The organism is Vibrio sp. VP6 (assembly GCF_028823755.1).
Lineage (GTDB): Bacteria > Pseudomonadota > Gammaproteobacteria > Enterobacterales > Vibrionaceae > Vibrio > Vibrio parahaemolyticus.
This window is the reverse complement of the sequence record NZ_JAPEID010000069.1, coordinates 1-7,457: the sequence shown is the minus strand read 5'-3', so window position 1 is coordinate 7,457 and position 7,457 is coordinate 1. Positions and strand designations below refer to the sequence as shown.

General features: G+C 45.9%; 8 protein-coding genes. 7 read left to right on the top strand and 1 reads right to left on the bottom strand.

The features are described 5' to 3' along the window. Window positions 1–29 precede the first annotated feature (29 nt). The 7 genes from OU793_RS23070 (at window position 30) to OU793_RS23040 (ending at window position 7,208) form a co-directional block, all read left to right on the top strand. On the top strand, window positions 30–1,991 hold the full coding sequence (locus OU793_RS23070) for a type IV secretory system conjugative DNA transfer family protein (RefSeq protein ID WP_122045222.1): 1,962 nt from the start codon (window positions 30–32) through the stop codon (window positions 1,989–1,991). 99 nt (window positions 1,992–2,090) lie between these two features. Continuing rightward, on the top strand, window positions 2,091–2,561 hold the full coding sequence (locus OU793_RS23065) for a DUF1845 domain-containing protein (protein WP_236579095.1): 471 nt from the start codon (window positions 2,091–2,093) through the stop codon (window positions 2,559–2,561). Next, window positions 2,558–3,298: a MobC family replication-relaxation protein gene (mobC, locus tag OU793_RS23060; protein ID WP_025789168.1), complete on the top strand. Its 741-nt coding sequence runs from the start codon at window positions 2,558–2,560 to the stop codon at window positions 3,296–3,298. The genes OU793_RS23065 and mobC overlap by 4 nt, the downstream gene beginning before the upstream one ends. 65 nt (window positions 3,299–3,363) lie before the next feature. Beyond that, window positions 3,364–5,577 carry a DNA topoisomerase gene (locus OU793_RS23055; RefSeq protein ID WP_269666175.1) on the top strand — a complete coding sequence of 738 codons (2,214 nt, stop codon included), beginning with the start codon at window positions 3,364–3,366 and terminating at the stop codon, window positions 5,575–5,577. Window positions 5,578–5,618: 41 nt separating this feature from the next. Further along, on the top strand, window positions 5,619–5,801 hold the full coding sequence (locus OU793_RS23050) for a hypothetical protein (RefSeq protein ID WP_224723966.1): 183 nt from the start codon (window positions 5,619–5,621) through the stop codon (window positions 5,799–5,801). 874 nt (window positions 5,802–6,675) lie between these two features. After that, window positions 6,676–6,975, top strand: coding sequence for a hypothetical protein (locus OU793_RS23045; RefSeq protein ID WP_029559533.1), 300 nt, complete (start codon window positions 6,676–6,678; stop codon window positions 6,973–6,975). A gap of 32 nt (window positions 6,976–7,007) precedes the next feature. Further along, the gene (locus OU793_RS23040; RefSeq protein ID WP_159404409.1) at window positions 7,008–7,208 is read left to right on the top strand and encodes a hypothetical protein; all 201 of its coding nucleotides are present in this window, start codon (window positions 7,008–7,010) and stop codon (window positions 7,206–7,208) included. 51 nt (window positions 7,209–7,259) lie between these two features. Here OU793_RS23040 and OU793_RS23035 read toward each other — a convergent pair. Then, window positions 7,260–7,457, bottom strand: a 198-nt coding sequence (locus tag OU793_RS23035) for a hypothetical protein (protein WP_274647851.1), incomplete at its 5' end; no start/stop codon positions are given.

Below are 7,457 nucleotides of genomic sequence, written 5' to 3'. Positions count from 1 at the left end.
ATGAAATTCAATTAAGGAGCATCAAGATCATGTCAGAGATGATCAACTATCAACTGTTTGAGACGATGATGACCGCGCTCTCACAGCTCTACTTACTGACGTTTTACCACGCGGGGATTCTCAGTTTTTTAGCCGGTTTGATCACGCCAACGATCTATTTTGATAAACCGGAAAAAAACGAAAAAGGCTCAGTTCTTCGACGCCTTTTTATCTTTATCGCTGTGGTGTTGTTTTGCTTTGGCACACTCTCCAACTTCACTGTTCCGGCAATGATTAATGCGCTGCAACAACACTACTTCGTTGCACTTTCCGATCTGGTTTATCCCGCTTGGGCGTATCTGTACCTCCCTCTTTTTTTACTCGGGATTGGCATTCATGTTGCGCTGCGACGCGCAATATCGCCCCGCTTAAACAAGCTCAAACAAAAGATGACCAAGAAGACGACCATGGCACGAGATGAACGCACTGACGTGCGCACAGTAAAAGCCTTTCTACCTGAAACCGTTCAATACGATCCTGAAAAATACATTGATCTCAATAAGGGCGTTTTCGTTGGTTTGGATCGCGAACATCAACCGCAATACATTCCATTAGAAGACATACAAAAGCAGCACGCCGACATCATCGGCACCACAGGAGCGGGTAAAGGTGTTGCGTCAGGGTTGATCCTTTATCAGCTCATTCTGGCTAACGAAGGCGTGTTTGTCATGGATCCGAAAAATGACGAATGGGCGCCTCATTTGATGAAGTACGCGTGTGAAAAAGCGGGCAAACCGTTCTACCTAATTGACCTCAATAAGAAAGCCCCACAGCTTGATTTGTTGGCTGACGCCACACCGGAACAAATTGAAGAACTGCTTGTGGCCGGATTCAGTTTGGCAGAAAAAGGCGACGTGGCCGACTTCTATCGTATCGACGACAGAAAAGCCGCAAGGGAAGCGCCATTGCAAGCCAGTCACATCGAACGACGATCATTTAAAAACCTGTTAAATACCGTCTATGTTCAAGGCATTGCGGAAACCATTAAAGCGTTTTACGGCAAACTCGAAGAGCTCTCGTTGGTGGAATCGATTAACGCCATTGGGGGGATGCGATTGCAAGATGTGTACGACCAGGGTGGGTGTTGTTACGTCATTGGTTCAATGCGTAATTCAAAAATATTGATCACACAGAAGATGATCCTTATCCGCTTATTTCAACTGGCAGAAACACGCGACCGTGTGGCTGGCAAACCACGCCCAATTGCCATCTTTCTGGATGAATTGAAATACCACATTTCCAAACCAGCAATGGAAGGCTTAGGCGCCGCGCGCGACAAGGGCGTGCATATGTTTCTCGCGCATCAGTCAATTGCCGACTTAAAAGACTGTCCGGCCGACCTTAACGGCGATGCTGTGGTTGGCGCCGTGGTGGAAAACACCAAATTCAAATTGGTGTACCGACTACAAGATCCCGACACCGCTAAGTGGGTATCGGAAATGTCGGGGACTATTTTGGTGGATGACGAGACCCGTTACGTTGAAGCCAACAAATCGTTATCCGAAGTGGTGGAAGATAAACGCAACATTCGAATGGCAGAAAGACAGTATGTCGATACCAACATGTTGTTAAATCTACCCGCGTTTGTCAGCTACATCTTTACGACAAATGATGTACCTAAGCCGTCACTCATTGCTCCTATTAAAGTTCAAAAACAACACCTCGTCACGTTTGATGAAACGCAACAAACCCTTCCTAATGAACCCGAAGAACTGGCACAAGAAAGTGAAGAGCCAATGGGTGAATCTCTCGTTCATGAGGATGAGCACAGCGACTCCGAAGGATCACCAACACCACAAGGATCGGACATGAACAACGACTTTAATGAACTCGATCTCGATACGTTTAAACCCGCAGGCGATGAACCAAAAACAACACCACAACGGAACGCCGAAGAAGAAGCCGCTGAACTGGAGGCTCTCTCACAACAAATTGATGGATTCAACGAGTGATACTCAAAATCAAACTGGAGATATGATCCAATGGAATTACAAAGTAAACGACTTTGCGCCCTATGGGACCATAACAAGTACACCCTCAGAAGTACCCCTGTGAAAAAGCCCATTGACGGGCTTTTTATTTTTAATAGCCTGTTTTCCGTGGAAGCGTTCGCCTCCAGGCCGGAGCAAAACCTCACCACGAAGTTGTCCAAACTCACCGCCGAAAAACTGTTGAAAAAAGTACGCGCGCTACGTAACGACATCAACCAACAACACCGCCAACTGATGACAGAAATGGGCGACATTACGCTTAATGCGCCACGAGAGATAACCGCGCAAGTGGTGGAGGTGGAACAACGTTGCTTTACTCCAGGCAGTATCATGTTGATGAAAGTCTTCATGGCCAGCGACAACTACTTCACCACGCTCAACAAAGCCAAACTCAACGGCGAGTTGACCGAAAAAGAGATGCAAGCGCATCGAGCAACGGTCATAAAGCAAATCACTCAATGCCTTTCTGAGCTCAACAAAACGTGTATCTCTTTTCATAAAGTGCGCAAGCAAGCGGAGGCCACTACATGAGTCAACTGATCACCTCGAAAGCCGAACGTTATCAACGCAACTACGAAAAAATGGCAACCGTGATCCAGTTTCTAAAGCAGGAAGTTTATTCCGATATAGCAAACCTAACCTTGTTACTTCAATACAAAGTTCGACGCCCAATGGATCGGCTTTTGAATAAACTGGAAGGCTTAGGTTTCATTCAAAAGCATGTGTTTGAATTTCAAACTGGCAAAATTTCGATTTGGGGGATCACTGACTTAGGGCTGACGCAAAACATTCAGGACATCAACGAAGACTTTCGAGCGTTCGATCCCTACCGCGTGAAATTTGGTACGCTGGAGCACAAGCTCATGAACCAGAAAGCGCAAATCTATTTGCAGCGTAATGGCTGGACGAACTGGCGTAACGCCGACCAATATTCGTTTCGAAAGCAATACGACGTCGAGCACCGGCCAGACGCCATCATCACGGCACCCAACGGATTTACCATCGCCATTGAAACCGAGCGTACCCTCAAAACGGTGTCTCGTTATCGCGCCATTCTTAAGAGTCACGTCTTAGCGCAAAAGAAAAACTACTGGAGCGCGGTGTTCTATGTGGTGCCCAATGACGACATTCGCCAGCTCTTAATCAAGCGGTTTGATCGCGTCGAATACATCCCGTTTGACGAATCCAAACATCCTTTCGAGCACTACCGTTCGAAACTCGTGCGCGTGTTCACGCTCGACGAACTGAAAATCCTCACCATTCAATAATTCATGACTTATGACGACGCATCGATGCTCGACATCGAGACGTCGTCACATCTGGAGAAATCACTATGCGCGTATTTATTGCAGAAAAACCCTCATTAGCCGCGGCGATCTTTAAAGGCTTAGGCGGCAATCCCGACACACAGAAAAAAGACGGCTATTACCAACATGGCCAAGAGGTCGTGACCTGGTGTTTAGGCCACTTACTGGCGCTGTGCGATCCCGAAGATTACAACATCGAACATAAGAAATGGGCTCTGTCTTATCTGCCGCTCACGACGGTGTACCCACCGCGCATGAAGCCGCGTAAAGGGGCGGAGAAACAACTTAAAGTGGTACTGAACTGGATAGGTAAAGCCGACAGCATCGTCCACGCGGGCGACCCCGATCCCGAAGGTTGTCTTTTGGTGGACGAAGTTCTGACTTACGCACAAAACACTAAGCCCGTGCAGCGTGTCTTGATTGCCGATTTGAACGATAAGCCGGTGAAAGCGGCTTTGGCCAACTTACAACCGAATGAAAACTTCCAACCACTCACCCAGAAGGCGCTCGCCCGTGCCGTTGCCGATCAAAGCTTTGGTTATAACCTCACCCGAGCTTACACCCTTAAAGCCCGAGAAAAAGGCTTTGATGAAATGCTCAATATTGGACGAGTGATCACCGCCATGATTGGCATGATCAACGAGCGAACCTTAGCGAACCTCAATCACCAAAAGAGCTTTTATTATGAGCTGTTTGGTCATTTCGAATTGGGTGGCCATATCATCAAAGGCAAACTCATGCCTGGTGAAGAGTTTGAACTCGATGACAAAGGGCGCATGATTTCTTCTCTGGAGGTCGCGGCGACCAAAGAGGCCGATACCGGCGCCAAGGCCAACATCAGCGACATTGAGCAGAAAACCGAAACTCGCCAACCGCCCATGCCATTTAACTTATCGAAGCTGCAAATTGAAGCGTCGAAACGATGGGGATACAAACCCAAAGAAGTGCTCGATGCGCTGCAAAGTTTGTATGAGAAACACAAATTGCTCACCTACCCACGCAGTGACAACCAATACTTGTCCGATGCGCACCTGGAGAACCGTGACAGCATCTTATCGGCGATCAAAGGAACACTGTCACATTTAAGCGAGGCAATAGATCAAGCGGCGCCGACGTCGAACCATAAAGCGTTCAATGCCAACAAAATTGAAGCGCACCATGCTATCGTACCAACTGAGAAAAGCGGCGCGGGCATCGAGCTAAACGAACGTGAACGCAACTTGTATGAGTTGGTGGCCAAACGCTTTATTGCGCTGTTCTACCCTGGATCCGTACGTGACAAAGTCGCGCTTGATGTCACTTGCACCGGTCGCTGCTACCGCGCTACCCAAACCACCCTTAATAAGCAAGGGTGGGAAGTGCTGTTTAAAGGTGAACATCAAGACGAACCCAACCAAAACGCTCTGGATTTGGCCAGTTTAACCAAGGGCACCGAAGGGACATGTACTCAAGTAGACATGGAGCAGCGCGAAACCAAACCGCCAAAATATTTTGATGATGCCAGCTTGCTTAAAGCCATGACACAGGCCGCTAAGTTCATTAAAGATCCCGAACTGCGTAAAACGCTGGAAGCGAAGGACAAAGACACCGCGGGCGAAAACGGATCGATTGGCACCGAAGCCACGCGAAGCGGTCACATCGAGAAGGTCGGCAAGCTGACGCACCTGGTGACTTTAGGTAAAGAGAAAGGCTATAAGAATCCAGTGTACAAAACCACCGAGGCAGGACAAGAGTTCTGCGCCCTCCTCCCTGATGAAATTGTACGGCCAGACATTTCCGCGATTTGGGAAGGCAGTCTCGATAAAATTTCGAAGAAACAACTCAATATCGAATCCTTCTTGCATGACGTGAACCAGTACATTAATAGCCAGGTAGAGCACGTTAAAACGCACGGTGTGCCGTTCGTCAAACGCAATGGGATCACTTGCCCAACATGCCAGCAAGGCACCCTCATTAAGCGTCCAGGCAAGCATGGTCCCTTTCACGCCTGTAACCGCTACCCTGATTGCAAAACGACGTTCCCTGATGATAATGGCCAGCCAAACTTAAATCCCAAACCACGTCAGAACGCTAAGCCCAGTACGGAGGAATTTTGCAAGCAGTGCGGCAATCCGTTGGTTCGCCGACCAGGGAAAAAAGAAGGGTCATTTTGGTGGGGATGCAGCGGCTTTCCGAAGTGTAAGGTGCGCTTTTTCGACCAAGATGGAAAGCCCGACCGAGACCATGGTGAACTGTCATGATAGTTTCTCGCCCCTGGCGTTCACATGAGCAGGATTTACTTTTGGGTCATGAACATGATGACCTAAGCATCCGGGATTTAAAGGGCAAAGAATGCGTTTGTTACGCTCCGCCCCATCAGGACTGGACGCATGATGTACTGGAGTGTGTGGATTACTTCTCTGTTAGCCCAGATGGTTGGGAAGCTTACTTAGATGAGCAATGGATTGGTTCATCCGAAGTATAAACCCTTCCAAAGCAATAAAAAGAATGGGCGTCATCGTTTGATGACGCCCATTCTTGCTCAACGTATTCTGATTTTTGGTGGCCAAATTGAGCGGTTGACGTTGCTAGTTTAAAACTAAGCGCTTTTAAGCCTAGCAAACCTTAATACGTGGTGATGCAAGTAATCTGTTACTTACCTCGCAAATCATATAACACTGGCAAAACGTTAGCATTACTACTGTTCATACATACTGCATATGAAGACACAAAACCTAACCAACTGATTTAATGACAAAAATTCCATCTAGATATTAAAAAAACAATAAAATTACAATTATTTCCCAAAAAATATATTTTTTTGACGTGGTTTGATTTATCGTAGTGACAGATTTCTTGTGAAACTTAAACTTTTTGTTTCACAAGAAAAGTTAAAAGGCCAACAGGTGGCAGCCTGCTGACCTTTTTCTGATTACAAAAATAAAGTAATCACATGCATTACGGCTAAGAATAGCTCCGTAAATGCAAGAACCATTTCGAGATTCATGGTTCACCTCCTATATTTTTATGGGTAATAGGAACCCCAGTAAACCCCAATGGTTTACTGGTGTGGTTTTTTGTTGTGAATATTTTCACAACGCCATGAGACTAACACATCTCTAAGTGGTTTGTAGAAAATTATTAGAGGCTTGTTTCGACTGAAGTTTATTAAACTTAACCAATGAGTACTAAAGACAATCAAACTTCATCAAACTTTGTGTTTATCTCTTTACATTTATGAGTACAACATCACACCTCTTTTGTTGACCAACTCTGAACATAAAGTAGGCAGCTTAACCTTAATTCGAACAACAGAGCTTTTTAAGATGAATGACATTCACTCACCCAACGGCAATATCATGCAAACTAACAATGCTCCTTGGATTTGTCTTGAAGACGGTGAAGACGACTATGTAATTGAACGCTTTGAACTCAGAGTGCGTGGTCGTAAACCGCTAATACTCAACAACCCAACCTATTCAAAATTGATGTTCGTTACGCAGCAATATTTACACCTATCAAAAACCGCAACAGAACAACTCATTCGTACCACCATTTTGAACAGCCCCGACCCATTAACCGCCGATGAGCACATGCGCTTGGTCAGAGTCTTAGAAAAATCCCTAAACTTAAAACACAAAGAAAATGAACAACTATAGTTAATCATTATATCGATAAAATAGGGGATGCCATGCTTTATGATGAGCTAATCGATACGCATAACGATGCGATTTTGAATTATTCACTGACCCAAATACAGCAAGACGAAGAAGCTGCGATTTGGCTAACGATTTTGGCTTTTGAAAAGTTATGGCTGCAAATGGAAGCCAACAATCTTCCAGCAGATATTCCGACCTGGCTTCGCCATGAAGTCGATGACCTACTCAGATAAAGAAAACCCGATAATGTAAAAACATTACCGGGCTATTTAGTGAATAAAAAATTAGTGTTCGAGTAACCAATCTTCAGCGCGCTCATGGGTGATATCATTATTTGTTTCAACGATAGTCACGCCATAAAAGCCGCCGACATGTGGATTCAAAGCCAATCCCATCACTCTCTTTGCTTCATAAAAACAAGGTAGTACAGCAAAGTACACCTTCCCCCACGAACCTTCAAGAATGACTTTGCAAGCGCCTTG